General features: G+C 31.1%; 20 protein-coding genes. 1 reads left to right on the top strand and 19 read right to left on the bottom strand.

Going from position 1 to position 14,404, the window contains the following annotated elements:
- The 4 genes from ACMZ42_RS21275 to ACMZ42_RS21260 all read right to left on the bottom strand — a co-directional run.
- Positions 1 to 263, bottom strand: a 263-nt coding sequence (locus ACMZ42_RS21275; RefSeq protein ID WP_415732721.1) for a hypothetical protein, incomplete at its 3' end; no start/stop codon positions are given.
- 419 nt (positions 264 to 682) lie between these two features.
- Complete coding sequence (locus ACMZ42_RS21270; RefSeq protein WP_415732720.1) at positions 683 to 1,075, bottom strand: hypothetical protein; 393 nt, start codon at positions 1,073 to 1,075, stop codon at positions 683 to 685.
- Positions 1,076 to 1,165: 90 nt separating this feature from the next.
- Positions 1,166 to 1,309: an HNH/endonuclease VII fold putative polymorphic toxin gene (locus ACMZ42_RS21265; protein ID WP_415732719.1), complete on the bottom strand. Its 144-nt coding sequence runs from the start codon at positions 1,307 to 1,309 to the stop codon at positions 1,166 to 1,168.
- A gap of 628 nt (positions 1,310 to 1,937) precedes the next feature.
- A complete protein-coding gene (locus ACMZ42_RS21260) occupies positions 1,938 to 2,504 on the bottom strand; it encodes a hypothetical protein (protein WP_415732718.1) in 567 nt (188 codons plus the stop codon).
- Positions 2,505 to 2,586: 82 nt separating this feature from the next.
- Between ACMZ42_RS21260 and ACMZ42_RS21255 the strand changes: the two genes are divergently transcribed.
- Positions 2,587 to 2,778 (top strand): hypothetical protein, encoded by a 192-nt coding sequence (locus tag ACMZ42_RS21255; RefSeq protein WP_415732717.1) that lies wholly within the window; start codon positions 2,587 to 2,589, stop codon positions 2,776 to 2,778.
- A gap of 257 nt (positions 2,779 to 3,035) precedes the next feature.
- Here ACMZ42_RS21255 and ACMZ42_RS21250 read toward each other — a convergent pair whose 3' ends face one another.
- The 15 genes from ACMZ42_RS21250 to ACMZ42_RS21180 all read right to left on the bottom strand — a co-directional run.
- Positions 3,036 to 3,683, bottom strand: coding sequence for a hypothetical protein (locus ACMZ42_RS21250; protein WP_415732716.1), 648 nt, complete (start codon positions 3,681 to 3,683; stop codon positions 3,036 to 3,038).
- A gap of 430 nt (positions 3,684 to 4,113) precedes the next feature.
- Positions 4,114 to 4,707, bottom strand: coding sequence for a hypothetical protein (locus ACMZ42_RS21245; protein ID WP_415732715.1), 594 nt, complete (start codon positions 4,705 to 4,707; stop codon positions 4,114 to 4,116).
- Between the two features lie 201 nt (positions 4,708 to 4,908).
- Positions 4,909 to 5,295, bottom strand: a complete 387-nt coding sequence (locus tag ACMZ42_RS21240; RefSeq protein WP_415732714.1) for a hypothetical protein — start codon at positions 5,293 to 5,295, stop codon at positions 4,909 to 4,911.
- Positions 5,296 to 5,569: 274 nt separating this feature from the next.
- Entirely contained in the window at positions 5,570 to 5,827 is a 258-nt protein-coding gene (locus tag ACMZ42_RS21235; protein ID WP_415732713.1) for a hypothetical protein, read from the bottom strand.
- Positions 5,828 to 6,270: 443 nt separating this feature from the next.
- A complete protein-coding gene (locus ACMZ42_RS21230) occupies positions 6,271 to 6,933 on the bottom strand; it encodes a hypothetical protein (RefSeq protein ID WP_415732712.1) in 663 nt (220 codons plus the stop codon).
- 309 nt (positions 6,934 to 7,242) lie between these two features.
- On the bottom strand, positions 7,243 to 7,665 hold the full coding sequence (locus tag ACMZ42_RS21225) for a hypothetical protein (protein WP_415732711.1): 423 nt from the start codon (positions 7,663 to 7,665) through the stop codon (positions 7,243 to 7,245).
- Positions 7,666 to 8,806: 1,141 nt separating this feature from the next.
- Entirely contained in the window at positions 8,807 to 9,070 is a 264-nt protein-coding gene (locus tag ACMZ42_RS21220) for a hypothetical protein (RefSeq protein ID WP_415732710.1), read from the bottom strand.
- Positions 9,067 to 9,264, bottom strand: coding sequence for a hypothetical protein (locus ACMZ42_RS21215; RefSeq protein ID WP_415732709.1), 198 nt, complete (start codon positions 9,262 to 9,264; stop codon positions 9,067 to 9,069). The genes ACMZ42_RS21220 and ACMZ42_RS21215 overlap by 4 nt, the downstream gene beginning before the upstream one ends.
- Positions 9,265 to 9,636: 372 nt before the next feature.
- Entirely contained in the window at positions 9,637 to 10,833 is a 1,197-nt protein-coding gene (locus tag ACMZ42_RS21210) for a hypothetical protein (RefSeq protein WP_415732708.1), read from the bottom strand.
- 105 nt (positions 10,834 to 10,938) lie between these two features.
- Entirely contained in the window at positions 10,939 to 11,115 is a 177-nt protein-coding gene (locus ACMZ42_RS21205) for a hypothetical protein (RefSeq protein ID WP_415732707.1), read from the bottom strand.
- 820 nt (positions 11,116 to 11,935) lie between these two features.
- On the bottom strand, positions 11,936 to 12,343 hold the full coding sequence (locus ACMZ42_RS21200; protein ID WP_415732706.1) for an Imm12 family immunity protein: 408 nt from the start codon (positions 12,341 to 12,343) through the stop codon (positions 11,936 to 11,938).
- Between the two features lie 105 nt (positions 12,344 to 12,448).
- Complete coding sequence (locus ACMZ42_RS21195; RefSeq protein ID WP_415732705.1) at positions 12,449 to 12,577, bottom strand: hypothetical protein; 129 nt, start codon at positions 12,575 to 12,577, stop codon at positions 12,449 to 12,451.
- A 385-nt stretch (positions 12,578 to 12,962) separates the two neighbouring features.
- Positions 12,963 to 13,496 carry a hypothetical protein gene (locus ACMZ42_RS21190; RefSeq protein WP_415732704.1) on the bottom strand — a complete coding sequence of 178 codons (534 nt, stop codon included), beginning with the start codon at positions 13,494 to 13,496 and terminating at the stop codon, positions 12,963 to 12,965.
- A 99-nt stretch (positions 13,497 to 13,595) separates the two neighbouring features.
- A complete protein-coding gene (locus tag ACMZ42_RS21185) occupies positions 13,596 to 13,928 on the bottom strand; it encodes a hypothetical protein (protein WP_415732703.1) in 333 nt (110 codons plus the stop codon).
- A gap of 209 nt (positions 13,929 to 14,137) precedes the next feature.
- Positions 14,138 to 14,404 (bottom strand): hypothetical protein (locus ACMZ42_RS21180; RefSeq protein ID WP_415732702.1); only part of this gene is annotated, 267 nt, incomplete at its 5' end.

Genomic DNA, 14,404 nt, shown 5'->3' with positions numbered 1-14,404 from the left:
CCCTTTAACCAATATTTATCACCATAGACCATGCACATAGCCCAATGATACTCTGTTTCATGACTAAAAAATAATGCATCACTAAATGTCTCAATAGGCTTTGAAAAGTATTTGAAATTAGTAATAATTGATTCAGCTTCATTTTTAGACTTATTTGCATATTCTACAATAATACCTTTTATAATTTCTTTAAAAGTAAAACCATTATAAATAATTTTCTGACTTGAACTTGTATCAATCAAGATAGTACCATCTCTATCCATACCATCATATTGCTCCTTTTATTGATTATTATGGACATACGTTATGTTTATCAAATAAGGTAGCAGCTTTATCACTAAAAATCGCCATTTGACTACCGATTGCTTAGCGGTTTTGGGCTAATTTCGATGTTTAACGTAGGAATAGCGGGCTTTCGTTCGTGGGGTAACAGCTGAAGGCAAAGCCTTCAACACGACATTTTATTGTTTAATAAGAATGTCAATCGACTTCCACTAAAGAGAAGGGAATCATCCACATTATACCAAACGCAACATGTCGTTTTCCCTTTTCTTGCACAAGAAACCCACTTCAAAAGCTAGTTACCAATGAAGTGGGCTATATCTATGATAATTTAAAACGGTTACATTCAAAAGAGCAGATTAACCTGTATCCAGATATTTTCTGCTCTTTTTGTTATTCTTTATTCTGCTCCATCAGTATAGATAGAACATTCATTGAAAATTAATGCATCACATTCAAGTTCAATGCTCCAATTAGAACCCTGTTGAGAAATAATAAACGTTTCTATATTTTTGACAATAGTTAATTTTCCATATCCAGCATTTTTCCAGTTTTTTAGACTAGCTGAATCTCGACACAATCCATTTAATTTAATTACTATAACATTATAATCGACACCCCAATTACCCCATTTAGCAACTTCTATTGCGGGTTTTTGTTTCGTATGAATATTTACGGACATTCTCCCTTCAACATCGAAACCAATTTGCCCTATATAAACAGGTTCTGTTAATCCATTAGGAAACAATCTCTTTAGAAAAACATTAGTATTAATTAACTCTAGTATATCCATTTAATTACCCCCAAAATTGTAATGATCGTGAGTGCCACCAACTGAACCTGTATTCAAATTATCTGGAGGTCTAAACATTAAAATGGGATTCTAGCCCATGCCTAGTGTTGCTATTGTATGCCCCAGACTATGTTCTTGAATAACTATAGGTTTTCCATCTTTGTTGGTAAAATGATATTGTCTTGTTTGTACTGGTTGACCGTTTTGCATGCCTTTATTTCCATTACCATCCAAAAGATGAGTTCTACTGACTTATTGTGGTTGCTGGTTCATAGGAACACCTACATCTCTTTTGGCTTGTCTAAAAGCATCTCTACGACTAGTTCCTTCATATAAGTTTTTTTTATTTTTTTGTTCACATCGTAACCCAAAAGGATCAATCCAACAGGAATTTTGTTGCTTTGACATCATAGCAAACACAAAATACAAAGGATGAAACAATTCCATTTCTAACAAAAACACACATAAAGCAGGCTTTTTTACCTTCGTTTATGTGTGTTTTATAAAAATAATTTTAAACTAATCTACTTTCTTTTTATTTCAATTTATTTTTGGCTTTGTTTAAAATTGCTACTAATTGTGCCAAACCAATATCCCAATTATCACGTTTTGTATGATTAAATATCTTCATTACTAGACCTTCATTTTGCCTTTCAATTTCTCCAAAAGGAACCACCGCATCTATTTATTTACCGTTCTGGGTGTATTTCAAAGTTCAAATGGATAAATTAAAGACAGACCATGATTGATTTTTTTCATTTCTAATTGTATCTTTTCTCGAAGTTCTTCTTTTAATCTCCGGTTTTCATCATAAAAATGATCTTCATCGGCTTGTGAGATTAGATCAGTAAGAATACCATTTTTATTTCCAAAAACGAGATGCTTTCAATTCTTGAAAACCGATCTTCTTATATGATACTTGTATTCCTCTAATCATACTAGCTGATCGTTCAGCTTGATTTTCGCCAACATGTGGAGCCTCAATCTGAAAAATCTCATATTCATCTAAAGATGTATTTACTCTAAATTGTATTGCCTTTGTTTGATCTAAAATGATCACTCCATATTCCCAATCAATTTCTTCATATTTGCAAACATACACATTAATATTTTTTGATTCCAATTGCTTCTGGAAATCAAATAGTTTCGGGGAATCTTCATAAAATTCTAATGCATGTAAATACCTTTTTCCTTCTGAAAAATATAGTTTTAATTCAATATCCTGTTTTTCAAGAATTTCTATATAATACGATAATATCACATCATATTTTTCATCTCCTGATTTATTATCGCTATATTTTTCTAATAAATGATAAGGCTCATTATACGCATCATTCTCAAATGAAGTCGATCCTTTAATAAAATAAGTAACTATATCATCTATATTGAGCTTTTCTAACTGATTACCTAGTTTTTTTCTTAATTCCATAAGAACTCCCTCTTAATAAAATCTTGAATTAAAATCTATAGTCATAGTTGGTGATCTCCAGTAAAACTACTTGGAGGTTCTGATGAATCATTTATCAAAAGTTAATTATGTAAATTTACAGACACAAGCTGATATGCTTCATCAATTAATGGAGATTATCGGCCGGATCAAATATGATCAAATTACAAAAGATGATACTGTTAATGCCCTTTGGAAAGTTATTATTCAAGATCATCTCCTAGATTTTACTTTTTATCGCAATGAGACCTATTAGTTTTATCTTTCCTGAATACAAGATTTTCAAATAGTTAATTTTTGAAAAATCAGCATATATCCTATAAAACTTAGGAGAAAGACAGAGCAATTATGGTGGCGAGTGCGCCAGCACAACACCGCATATTGCCAGTGTAAGTACTCTTTTGATTTCCTACAATAGTTAAAGTTGATAACTAAATCTAAGTTTTTCTGATAATATTGAAAAACAGCATATCCTCTAATTTTATTGGATACGCTATGTTCATTTAACTAACATTATTTTTTAACTTTTCTTTTCCAACAGACGACATTGCTCATCATTAATTTGTCTAATTTATTATCTTCTCCGTAAATCAAATCATATTCTTCTGGCATTGCCCATCCTGAAGAGCTACGAACGATTCTGTTGATTTTTCCATCTGGAGTATCATAGCTATAATGTGTTGCTGTCCAATTCTTTTTTCCACTTCTGACTTCAATTTTACTAGTTTCATCCAAATTTCTAAATACACTCAGGGCTAATAACACAGTAGGTTGATTTTTCTCAGGGTACCATCTTATTACATTGCTTCTAACTGTTCCATCAGTCTCAGAAGTATATAATTCTGTTGATATACCAAACTTTATATCAGCATCTACTTCTGGATGTTGCATGATAATTAATTGATCTAGTTCATTAAATCCAAATGAGTGTATGGTTCTTTTACTAAATCGTTCTTCCTCTGATATATTCTTTAATATCCGTCCTTTTTTAAAATTATTTACTTCATGAAAATAAGGAAGGTGACTATAATATTCATCTGAAGCATATTTCCAGTAAGAAACTTCTGATAATTTAGCAGTGATCCTATTTTCAGCATTTTGTTCCACTTCACTCCAACCATCAAGTAATTCCTGATTTATTTTAACTATTATAGAATCCATTTAAATTCTCCCTAATGCTAGTGACATTTTATTGCATTTTTCCAGCGACCATCTTCCATTCGTTCTCCTATATCAGAAAGAACACTTCTTATGTCTAAGCATTTCTTTTCAGCTTGCCTCAAAATTCGATGATTAAGAAATAGGGGCGCTTTTTGTTATGTTTAAATAAAGCAAAAATAAAGTACAATAAATCCCAATTAATTAATTTATTGCCACCTCTAAGTTTATTTACATAAATTGAACATCTAGTGATTTTTGCAAGTATAGATACCCTCTCATTTTTTGCATTTAAAACATTTTAATATTCTTCGTCCCATATATTTGATTTCCAACTGTTGCTATCGGAATGAAATTTTCGGACATATGATTTCTATACACGAAATCTCCTTATTATAGTTCAATAGTTACTTTATTTCATCTGTCAACTTGATCAAAAACCAAAGTGCTTTTTGTAAACATCCTTTATTATTATTTCCTCTGTAATAGCTTTAAAATCTACTGATTTGTGATAACTACTGCTATCGGCATTATACTTCTGCTCTTCAAATGGTGCGGGAAAGGGAATACTATTGATATAAGTATAGTTTAACCCTTTTTTCAACTCATCCATTTTCTCCTTAGTTACTTTTTTTGAGAAACTAGCCACTAAAAAAGAACCGAACATATCATAGACTATATCTGCATAATCTGAAGGAAGTATTATCGCAGATATTTTCTTAGAAACAACTCTAATAGAAACTTCCTTCACCCCATTAATTTTTTTGGGTTTTGTATCTGGTCGAAATTTATTTTCTTCTGTATTAAACGGAGTTTCATAAAAAAATTTATGTAACTCTGAGTCGAATACTACAAAACTAAGTGTGAAACTATAATCAATTTTATCATCCTTCAAAAGTTTATTGGGAATGAGTATGTTTTCTCTTATATAATCGAAAACATACTCACTAATTTTATACGATACCCTTGGTCTAGCGAGTAGTTCATTCGGCTCATGGCTAAAAAGCCTACTAATTATATATGTCATATTTTTTTCCTTTCTGTAAATAGGGGTTACTCACTCAAAGCCCTTCCTTTTATGACCTCAAAAATAACTTTTCATGTCACTCCCATTACTAGAAAAGCTTTTTAAGGCTTCAGATACAGTTGACGAATGATTTTGAGAGTAGGTTGTAAACACATAAATTAATCCAATTCCATTTATAGTAAAAATGTATTTATATTACTCTTATTCTTCATTGAGTGTGAGTAGAAATATTTGTTGTTCTTTTATACCTACTGTCAAATAAACCCCATCATCACCATAAGCAATTTGAATAATAGGAACATCAGAATTTTCCTCAAAATTCAAAGAAAATGAAACAATGTGTAATTGCTTAAATTCGTTAACATCTACATTTTCAGGTAATTTTTCTTCAATTAGATCCATCAGCGTATCAACACTTTGTTCTAACCAAAGTAAGTTATCTTGGATCAAAGGAAAAACTGAATTAAAATGAGCATCTGTACATGCTTCTTTAAAAGATACTACAGAGCTATAAGTTATTTCACCTAGGTTATAAATAAATCTAAAAAGATTTTCACCTATTCGGTTAAAATCGTTAATTGCAATCATATTTCTTACCACCTTCTGTTAATATTTCGAATTATTCACAAACAATTATTAACCCCTCTTACATTTTGTCACCATTCCATGCTTATCCCATTTTAACCCTTCTTCCATGCCCGTATTTTTGTCTGTCCAAAAGTATTTAATTGTCATTTCATGTTTTTGGGCAAAACTTTTAACTCATCTGAATAATTCTCCAAGAAATACTCATGTAGAATAGAATTCCCATCCCATACGAAGCTCATAGTTTTTTCGTCAGAACTCTTCTCTATTCGCCTACCTAGCGAGTCATACTTGAAAGTACTTCTGTCTTATCTGGGCGTACGACTTTCGACATCAAGCCATTACCGTTATATTCGTACTTCCACGTATCACCATTCTTCTCCATCTTCTGAATGAGATTCCCTTCATCACCAATAAGAGAAGGTTGCCTCTTTTGTTTCAAGTAGTCTGCTTCCGGCACCATAGACACGATCTGTCTTTTCTTACGTTTCATACAAATTCCCGACATCATCGACACTGCAGTGTAAAAAGTCAAATTGACCGCCTTGATTGGACCAAACGAGTTTACTGAACTCATCATAACTATAGGTAACTTTTACACCTGTTAACTCGTTTACCGTGCTTCTAATCGAATAACAAGAAAATCTTACCAAAAAGACAAATAATATAAGTTAAAAAAGAGGAGCATAATTCCCAAAGAATTTATGCTCCTCTTTTGATGTTTTTTACGAATACCGCCACAAAGTTTTTACTCTGTACGAGGTGCGAAAACATGCAACATTTCATAGAGATTGCTGGTTTCATCAACACTATCGGGTAACACATAAATATGTTAAATAAACATTTTCTACATTTAATAGTGTATAGTTACTTTTCGCTTGATGACGAAACAGTTTTCCTGTCACAATCAGCTAATTATAATTCCTTACACTCTAATCTTAATTCCCTATTTTCGGTTCGCATTACCTGTCTCTGATTTCACTGTTTATTTTTTTTTGCCTTTCTAGAGGTATACAATAGATCTTCAACAACTTTTAGATTTTTTTTCAATTGTTTCGAGTAAATAAGTACATCTCCATTTACATACTCAAATCTAAATGTCCTTGTGGATAAAATTTTTATTTTTTCTCCAAAGAAACCGTCCCTAATAATAGTATGAATAGTCAAATTGTCATTATATGAATATCTGTCAACCATAAACGTTTCTTCGTTCGTATCATCGTCCCTTGTGTAGAACAATCTTTTTTCTATCACAGATCCTTCATATATTATATAATATACTTGGCCTAAAACCATTTCACCAGCCCTATTACTACGAAATCTAAGACAGATTTTCTTTTCAGTTTCATTTATTATGAAAGAACTCCCCCACCCTTTATTTTCAGCGTTATAAGAAAAATACAGTTCATTGTTTTTCAACTTATTCACTATAATTCCTTCCTTAGATTTCGGTTCCTTTTTATAAATTTTTGGTTTTGGTAATTGATTTAATTCATATTGATATGGGTATATTTCTAGATAAGAATTGCTCCAAATAATCGTTTCATTTTCAACGTCTTCAACTTGATGAAGCAACACATTATATGAGGAACTATATTCCTCGAATATTTTTACAATCATCTCGTAATCTTTTTCTATCATCTTGTACACTTCCCTAATTTTTTAGTTGTTATTGTTTAAGTGGGTTTCTCCTATCACGTCCCATTTAGGGTTTCAAATGTGATAATGAAAGCCTAATTCTCTCCTCAAGTTCAGATCCCACATTTGCCTGAAAATAATGCTCACTTGTATTCCAAAAAACCATCTGATTCAAAACCATGAGGAGAAAAATCCGAGAAACAGCCATATTCCTCATTTACTTTATAAAAATAAATTTCCATAATATAGCCCCCCAAAAAAATCCAAAGGTATAATTAACCACTAGTAAAAACTCTTCTTTAACCAATAAACCTAGCCTTCTAAACTTTTTAACCACATAATATAGTAGCTGAACTGTTCTTCGATTTTTACAAACCTCAGATCATTGTCAAATTCAAATATGTCAACTATATCTTTTAATCTAGCTGGTTCTCCTAATTTTACTTTATATGCTAAACGTCCGGTACCCATCGATAGCTGCATTGTAGATGGATAAACATTTAACGCAGCCCCATTACACATAACCTGTATATGTTTATCCTCTAGATGTTGTCGCAAGCTTTGAAGTGCTAGGAAAAAGTTTTCATGTTTGAAACTTATTGTGTCACCTAATATTAATAGTTCTATTAAAATCATTTCTTCATCATCTGGACATTCCTCATATAGTTTCAAAATACCTTCAAATATTTTTCCGTCATTCATAGCAAGTTTTATAGTTTTACTTTCATAAGTCAAAATATCACCTACCAAATAATAAGTTAGGAATAAAGTCTCCTGTCATTTCCCTTTATTTTTTACATGTGCTCCAACTATTCATTTGGCGAAATACCTTAAAGTATTGAATGTTCTAATTGTTCCGGATATGGCACAAAAGCTCAGAGCGATTTATTTACATCAATATAATTAGAGGTTTTAATTTAATAATATATCTTTTTTTCTAGCAAATTCAGAAGCTATTTCCTTACTCGGATTAGTAAATACAAAATTACCACACCCTCTTAGAACACTAGATGAGGTTGTATCGTAAGCAAAGACTATGCTCATCTCAACCCCTTTTTTATGATTGCAATATTTTCTAAGTACGTGCTCTACTTTACTTCAAGGGATTCCTAATTATTATAAGAAGTTCATCGAATACTACTCACTAAGGTTTTCCTTACAACTTAGGTTTTGATAAATTCAGCCCAGCCATAACTAATCACCTCATCTACAGTTGGAAAATCATAATTTGCCTATGTATTAAATGGCAAACAGTTATTTCATATGGGCTTTTCCATTCAGACTCACATTCTTTACAACACAAATACAGATTTGATGCTTGAATATCTTTTACAATGACCCAGCCTTGATCACACAATGGGCACCAATCAACTTTATATTCATTTATCAATTTACTCTCTTCTTTCATCGTTAGTTATTTTGAAGGAGATGCGGTAACAATTTTATTTGTTCCACCTTCTAATCCAGCTTCTGGAGAAGGAATTACATATTTATCAATCCCGTTCGGTTGAATAACAGAGCTTCCTTTATTTATCCAAGTTTACCATATCAAACCACTGAGTAAATTTCAAAATCACCCATTATATATCTCTACTTGTGTGTGGATACAACGTTTGGATATAATTCACATTTTTAATGATAAGCCAAAATTCTTGGCAGCGAGGGGTTTCTCTTCTTTAATTTTTCGTGTCAAATAAAATTTTCAGTAGAGGAGAGTATTAAGTTAATACACGGAACAAAAATATTTCTTTTCTAACAAGAAAACACATGTAGAGAGAAGCTTTTAGCCTCACCTTTACATGTGTTCATTTTTACTCGTTTATTTAATTTACGTATTCACAATTCTAACCACTTTCTTGCAGTCCATAATTCTCGATTACTTATCAAGGTCTGAAGACCAATCAATATCATCTCCAAACCAATTCTCTACTTTTATCGCCCCACAATCCATTTTTATAGGAATTTCTTTTCCCCATTTTATAATATTATCAATAAATTCTTCGTTATCTAACCCTTCAAATGTTCTCTTTATTAATGCTTTTCTTAAATATTCAATTAAGATATTTCCTAGATGATATCGTTGTTCAATCTTATACATTTTTATATAATCTTCCAATTCCACAGAAATATCAATAGTCAAACAATTATCTTTTTTTGTATATCTAATTGAAGATCTTCTCTTATAGATTCTGGTAAACAACGAAATCCTACTAGAATAGTAACATCTACATTGGCATACTTACTATGAATTCTAGGTTTTAAATAGTTACGTAACTCACTTGCCAATTCTCCAACCTTTGAACCCGCCGTATCAGTTACAATATTAAAATGCATATCATATCATACCCTTTCAATTTTAATGGCGACATTTATTTCCTGGTGGTAAATGTCCTTTCCATTGTTCATAACCCCGAATTAGCATTATTAACATCTGTATGCAATATCTTCATTTCTACAGCTGTTCGATTCTAAATATGCTAATGTATATCTTTTCAAAGCATTTTTTAAAGTTCTCCCTCTAAAAAAACACTTCACCAACTGGATTTTTCTTTCCCCATTCCATTACATTATACAAACCTGTCCTAGAATATGGTAAATTCAAAAAAACATATGTAAAGAAAGCGTTATACATCGTTTTCTTTACATATATTTGAAATATTTATACTAGTTTTACCATCAGGTTTAAAAATCCCTCTATTTGTACAATTATGTTTTTAAATCTTCTGTACTATTGCTTAATTGCTCGATAATATCCAGAAATAGATTGTGAGTATCTACAACTAAATTTTCTTTATCAAGAAATTTCCTCATCACAATAATTATTTCTTTTTTTAATTCATCTGGAACTTCATCAATTCTTTGTTTGATAACTAGACGAAATACACGCATAGAATCCCTCTTAGGAGGTATCTTTGGAATCGAAAGAATATATCCCCATTTATTTTCATAGTTATCAAACTGCGGTAAAAAACCTAATCGCGTAGCTACGACAAAATTAATCCATTTATTTTTAGATTCAGCATGTCTCATTAAAAAACTATATAAACATTGAGTATTAACCTTAAACCTCTCAGAAATCATAACTAGTGTTCTAACAAACAATTCTAAAATTTTTTCATCCGTTTCATAATTGTATGCAATTTTTATTAATTTTTCCATCACAATAGGATTAGAAAAAAATGCCTCACTAACAATACCAATCTCCTGTCTTGTCTCTCTTTCTATTTTCTTTATTAAAGAGAACGCATTTAATGGTGTAGTTTCTAATTCTCCAATAAGCCCTAACATTTCTTCATTATACTTGTCCCATCTTAACTTATTTAAAATATCCATAAACTGGTCAAAGATATCATCATCTAGAGTCTCATTCTTTTTTCGAAAAACAAAATTTTCCATTATCTTAATAATATTTTTCCTTAGTTCACTTGGAATTTCATCTATTCTCCGCTCAATAACCCTTCGAAATATGTGTATAGATTCACTTTTTGGAAGAATCGTCGGAATTGATAGTATATACTCCCACTTTTCATTGTAATCATTAAATTGCGGTAAAAAAGGAAAGTATGAAGCTATAACATACTTAATTTTATTATTTTTAGATTCGATATGGCTAATCATGAAATCAGATAAATTTTGCGTTTTAACGTCAAATCTCTCAGAAATAATTGTGACTGTTCTTATAGCCTCTTCTAAAATTTTGTCATCACCTTCATACTTCTGCCCAATCTTTATTAATCTTTCTATTATAATTGGATTCGAAAAGAAGGCTATTTTATCAGTACCAATCTCCTGCCGTGACTCTTCTTCTATATTCTTCAATAAAGATAATGCATTTGTTGAGGATGTAGTTTCTAATTCCTCAATTATCCTTAATATATCTTCACCATATTTTATCCTGGACATTTAATCTTTCCTTTCTTATCCACAGATATCGTGGTTCCTGCTTTTGAAATAGCATTATATAAACCAATTTCCACAATAATTTTTCTCCTAAGAAAAATTGGTTTATTAAGTTACAATAAACCAAAATCCATTCTCATCTACATGCAAACCCAATAAATTACAATATTCTATTAGTATCTGTTTTGTTAATCGTTCTTTTTTAATTCTTTTTTTATAATTTTTTTCATCTTCAAAGAATAAAGGTGCTCCCTCTGAATAAAATATCCACTTACCATCTTTCATAGAATACACAACTCTTTCAACATCTTTATTAACATATCAAAAAGAACTACTTGGTTCAGAAGATATTCTATCGTCTAGGGTAAAAAGATAATAACTACATTCTAAGTTATGACTTATTACATTACATAGCGTAAACCAACCATCTGTTAAAATTACTAATCATTATAGTTTTGTCGTTACATATTGAAGGGTTGTAAAACAATGCTTCATATGAACTTACACTGTATGACTGTTGTGCTTTTAAACAGCACTCAGATAGAGCATTGAAATCATTAGATTTCACTCTAGAGATTATTGTTTTATTTTTTTCAATTTTCTCTTTGAAGAGGACTCTTAAAAATTCATCAATTTTATTAATAGTTGTATCAAAATATGAGAATGTAATTGAGGGGAAATCATTAATATTCATATTAACATGGCCCTTTTCTGGATTTTTTATTTTTAGGCAACTGAGAATGACCTTCTAAAATTTGTCCATTTCGATTATTTCATACGTATTTCTAGAATTAGGATCAGTGACCGGAATCTTATTTTGATGTCCTCTCTTAGAGGTATCACACTTAATAAATTATACTGCATCGTTGCTGACCAAGTTTCGTGATTGAAGTGAGAAGCCTTGATGTGTGAGATATTTACTTGCACATTGTCTTGCATTTTTTACGCTGACAATTGCCATTGAGGTAATTTGAATTCTAGGAATTTGATATTTATAATTTTTTTTGCGGTGAAATCATATCACTTTAGTTTTTAAGAGTGAGCATAAACAAGAAAAACATATGTAAAAAAGATTATTCAGGTATCAAATTCTAACGAAAGAAAATTATTCAAAACATCTTTTTAACGTTTGGTTGAACAAATCTTTATTGAAATCTAATTTCTTAGCGATGCTTTTTTCCTTTATGGACTCCGAACTATATATTAATAGTTTCATTAAAGCATTTTTGAATATCACTTCATTTCTGTCTTTATCATCACTCCAACCAGTTTCATCCATACAAATATGGAGATCCATACACTTTTTTTGGGGTTTATAACTAAGTTTATAGACCCCACTTCTTTCGTAATATCTTGTCACATCTCCATTAATAAATAAAAAATAAGAAATCTCTGTTATATCATTTCCATAATTTTTATTTGCGAATTTTTCCTTTATCAAATCTTTATACTTATAAACTGTTAATCGAATATTTGAAACTCCACCATTTGCCACGGTTATATATATATCCATCAAAAATTCTCCTCTACCGCTATGAATCATGGGCTTCCTGCCCTTTCATATATTTTCTACGCTTTGGTGCTTAGCTTCACCTAGTTCACTGCCTGCGTGTTTTTCTTAATTAAGCTTCCCTGGTCTTTTCTCAGATAATACTTTTTCCAAATCCAACATGTCAGAGCGACTTCCTCGACATAATTCTTCAACAGTCCACCCTTTTGGCAATTCAGTACCATATCGCTTAGTCAAGTCATCAACTTCTTGGGTTATACCCCACTTTTGAAAATTGGCTTGATCTTTGGTCTCTGCCATGTTTGGAAATGTTTAGAAAACAAAACCTATCTAAATTGGCGAATAAAAACCCAAACTGTCCTTGACAATGGGTACACTTTAATTTTTATGTAACCAAAGTATTATTTTGTCGAAATATGATAATTTATACAGATATTTTCAAGAACTCCATCTCTCACGTAAAAATGGATGTTTTCAGCTATTTCCCCTGAAGAAAATACAAGGGTCTTTGCCAAAAATCACATCAAAATCAATGAAAAAGAGGGTTACTTACTCAATCTGCATAATCGCATTTGAATAAAGTAACCTGCAGGTGCGCATTTTACACTCTAATAGTTGTTGTTCAAGAGCATTGCCAGAAACCAGCGATGACCTCTCCTGTTTCATTATGCCTATATAGATATAATGCACCGTACATAAACACATAATCCATATTATCAGTATAGCCTTCCTCCTCTATTTGCAGAAAAAAGGAATAGTCATCATTTTCCAACTCTTTATAATAATAACTTTTTGGTTGAATAAGACGTGGTTCTCCCAAAACTTTAATAAACAAAAAATTATTCCCTTGGTTTTCCGAATAATCGCTTATTGAGCTCATACCTAAATCTAAAATGCTTTTATCAGTATTGCTTCCAATTTCGGAGTATTTATGCTCTATAACTCTTACTTCAATTGAAGGATAAATATTTTTTTCTAATAAAGTATCAAAATTCTTATGAATAATAATAGAAAGCATAACATCCTCCTTTTCTGGATGAACTAGAGTTGCATAAAACCTGTAATCATCAGGTATTTGTTCTTCAATCAATTTTGGAGGATTACCACCTATTCTACCTCTCACATGATCATCAAAAGGAATGCATTGAGCAAACAATTAAAATCCACCCTTCCATTTATTAGTTTTTAAGGACATTTTATATAACCTTGTTCCTTAGCAAAATTAATTGCATTCTCCCTAAGTTTTATCGTTAATTCAGTAGTATATCTCTTTGCATGGAATAAAGTCTGTTTCTCCTGTGAATTCTTTTACTTGTTTGTATTCGGTTAGTTCTAGTTTTTCTCTACCATATATGTCTAGTTCTCTTTTCCAAACTTCTTTTCCTTCTTCATCATAGGAACTTACCGGCGGGTCGGTGATAATACTGTAGCTGCCTGCACTTGTTAGTTTGGCTATAGGGATGAAGGTGTCTGCTTCAAATATACATGTCGTTAGGCTTTCGTCTTTTGGTTGGGTCACTTTCTTTTGCAATGCTTCATTCATGTAAAATGGTGTTCTGCTCCCATAGGAATTTTGTTGCTTTGACATCATAGCAAGCACAAAATACAAAGGATGAAACAATTCCATTCCTAACAAAAACACACATAAAGCAGGCTTTTTCACCTTCGTTTTTGTGTGTTTTATAAAAAAAATTTTAAACTAATCTACTTTCTTATTATTTTAATTCATTTTTTGCTCTGTTTAAAATTTCTACTAATTGTGCCAAATCAATATCCCAATTATCACGTTTTGTATGATTAAGCAGTGATATAATGCGATAACTCTTCCGTATGTTTAGAAATCCAGTTTCTTTTCTTTAATTCAATTAACAATTCTTTAGTAGCAGCTTTTAAGGATTTTTCAAATTCTATCAAGTCGCTTTCACATTCAGTCATTGATAATATTGTACCCTGTTTTGTTTGCACGAATTGAAATTTTAATAAACCATTTTTATTTACTACATCAGCTTTAAATGGTCCGTCAAAAACACTTAATTGGAAGGTAGTCTCATCTGAATTGTTTTT

Origin of the sequence: Lysinibacillus sp. NPDC056185 (assembly GCF_047737915.1) — a bacterium.
GTDB lineage: Bacteria > Bacillota > Bacilli > Bacillales_A > Planococcaceae > Lysinibacillus.
This window is presented reverse-complemented; position numbering and strand designations above follow the sequence as displayed.

Excerpts from the sequence above, each read along its gene's own strand:
- ACMZ42_RS21245 (WP_415732715.1), bottom strand. The coding sequence starts at position 4,707 with ATGACATATATAATTAGTAGGCTTTTTAGCCATGAGCCGAATGAACTA.
- ACMZ42_RS21200 (WP_415732706.1), bottom strand. The coding sequence starts at position 12,343 with ATGGATATATATATAACCGTGGCAAATGGTGGAGTTTCAAATATTCGA.
- ACMZ42_RS21230 (WP_415732712.1), bottom strand. The coding sequence starts at position 6,933 with ATGATAGAAAAAGATTACGAGATGATTGTAAAAATATTCGAGGAATAT.
- ACMZ42_RS21215 (WP_415732709.1), bottom strand. The coding sequence starts at position 9,264 with ATGCATTTTAATATTGTAACTGATACGGCGGGTTCAAAGGTTGGAGAA.
- ACMZ42_RS21250 (WP_415732716.1), bottom strand. The coding sequence starts at position 3,683 with ATGGATTCTATAATAGTTAAAATAAATCAGGAATTACTTGATGGTTGG.
- ACMZ42_RS21260 (WP_415732718.1), bottom strand. The coding sequence starts at position 2,504 with ATGGAATTAAGAAAAAAACTAGGTAATCAGTTAGAAAAGCTCAATATA.
- ACMZ42_RS21185 (WP_415732703.1), bottom strand. The coding sequence starts at position 13,928 with ATGTCAAAGCAACAAAATTCCTATGGGAGCAGAACACCATTTTACATG.
- ACMZ42_RS21270 (WP_415732720.1), bottom strand. The coding sequence starts at position 1,075 with ATGGATATACTAGAGTTAATTAATACTAATGTTTTTCTAAAGAGATTG.
- ACMZ42_RS21205 (WP_415732707.1), bottom strand. The coding sequence starts at position 11,115 with ATGAAAGATGGTAAGTGGATATTTTATTCAGAGGGAGCACCTTTATTC.
- ACMZ42_RS21255 (WP_415732717.1), top strand. The coding sequence starts at position 2,587 with ATGAATCATTTATCAAAAGTTAATTATGTAAATTTACAGACACAAGCT.
- ACMZ42_RS21210 (WP_415732708.1), bottom strand. The coding sequence starts at position 10,833 with ATGTCCAGGATAAAATATGGTGAAGATATATTAAGGATAATTGAGGAA.
- ACMZ42_RS21240 (WP_415732714.1), bottom strand. The coding sequence starts at position 5,295 with ATGATTGCAATTAACGATTTTAACCGAATAGGTGAAAATCTTTTTAGA.